The following is a 1,340-nucleotide window of genomic DNA, read 5'->3' on the forward strand; positions in this document are numbered from 1 at the left end:
CATTTACTCTCCAACTATAGCTTAACCGTTTGTCTTATCCCGAACACACACCCGCTTACGACAGCGCGGCTTTCAAGGCTTTGCTGACTTCGGCCATATCGGCTTTACCCGCCAGCTGCGTTTTCAACACGCCCATCACTTTGCCCATATCGGCCATGCCTGCCGCGCCGGTTTCGGCTACGGCGGCGGCTACGGCCTGTTGCACTTCTTCCGCCGACATCATCTGCGGCAGGTAGCGGTTGAGCACGTCGATTTCCGCATTTTCTTTAGCGGCCAAATCGTCGCGGCCGGCTTCGGTGTAAATTTTGGCGGAATCTTTGCGCTGCTTGACCATTTTCGTCAGGATGGCGGTGATTTTGGCTTCGTCCGCTTCCGCACGCTCGTCCACTTCGTATTGTTTGACGGCGGCATTAATCAGGCGGATGGTGGAAAGCGTCAGGCTGTCTTTGGCGCGCATGGCGGCTTTCATGTCTTCGTTTAAGCGTTCTTTCAAACTCATGGCGGTTGTTCCGTGTCGGTTATCGGATAATTCGGTATGAAAACAGGCAGTCATCCAAAGCGGTTTCAGAGACATTGGATGCGGCAAAGGGTTCAGGCTGTATCTCCCGTATCCGATAACGATAGATGATGAAAAACACCGCAAGTTTGAGCCTTGCGGTGTCGGTAATCAAATCAAGGCTGAGCCGTGATTAGTACATTTTCGGAGGCAGTTGTTGGCTGCGCAGACGTTTTTGCAGACGTTTGGCGGCAGCGGCTTTTTTGCGTTTGCGCTCGGTAGTCGGTTTTTCGTAAGCTTCACGGGCGCGCAGCTCGGTCAGCAGACCGGTTTTTTCTACGGCGCGTTTGAAACGGCGCATGGCAACTTCGAATGGTTCGTTTTCTTTTACACGGATTGCAGGCATTTTGCTTCCTTCGATTATTTCGGATGAAATGCCGTCTGAAAATGAAGGCGACGGCAGTTTAAAATGGGGTTGTTGTATCGCTGGGTTGCCCGAAGGCAGGGCGGGATACGCGCCGTGATGTGAACATCACCTCCTAACAAGCCGGCAATCTGCCGGAAACAGCGGCTTTCGCAAGCCGGAAAACAATCTTCGGATTATCTTATATTGCCGGTATGCTGTCAAGCTGCGGCAAGATATACGCCCTATTGCCTGCACAAATACAACAAGTCTGCCTAGCCTACGGCATTTTTCAGACGGCCTCTAGCGCCTACCCACAGACCGTATTAACCAGACTGCGGAAAATATGTGGATAAACCGCCCAAGTCTTTCAATTGCCAAATCTTTTTTATCATGCTTATTTTTTAATCAATACGCAGTATCAGGCAGCACGCTATAATA

2 protein-coding genes are annotated in these 1,340 nt (G+C 51.1%); both read right to left on the reverse strand.

Annotation, left to right across the window (positions count from 1 at the left end):
* Positions 1 to 55 precede the first annotated feature (55 nt).
* Positions 56 to 499 carry a GatB/YqeY domain-containing protein gene (locus tag BDE01S_RS10565; protein ID WP_066081354.1) on the reverse strand — a complete coding sequence of 148 codons (444 nt, stop codon included), beginning with the start codon at positions 497 to 499 and terminating at the stop codon, positions 56 to 58.
* 190 nt (positions 500 to 689) lie between these two features.
* Positions 690 to 902, reverse strand: a complete 213-nt coding sequence (gene rpsU / locus BDE01S_RS10570; RefSeq protein WP_003680926.1) for a 30S ribosomal protein S21 — start codon at positions 900 to 902, stop codon at positions 690 to 692.
* Positions 903 to 1,340: the final 438 nt, after the last annotated feature.

The organism is Bergeriella denitrificans NBRC 102155 (assembly GCF_001592185.1).
GTDB classification, from domain to species: domain Bacteria; phylum Pseudomonadota; class Gammaproteobacteria; order Burkholderiales; family Neisseriaceae; genus Neisseria; species Neisseria denitrificans.

Coding starts and splice junctions, on each gene's coding strand:
- BDE01S_RS10565 (WP_066081354.1), bottom strand. CDS start 499: ATGAGTTTGAAAGAACGCTTAAACGAAGACATGAAAGCCGCCATGCGC.
- rpsU (WP_003680926.1), bottom strand. CDS start 902: ATGCCTGCAATCCGTGTAAAAGAAAACGAACCATTCGAAGTTGCCATG.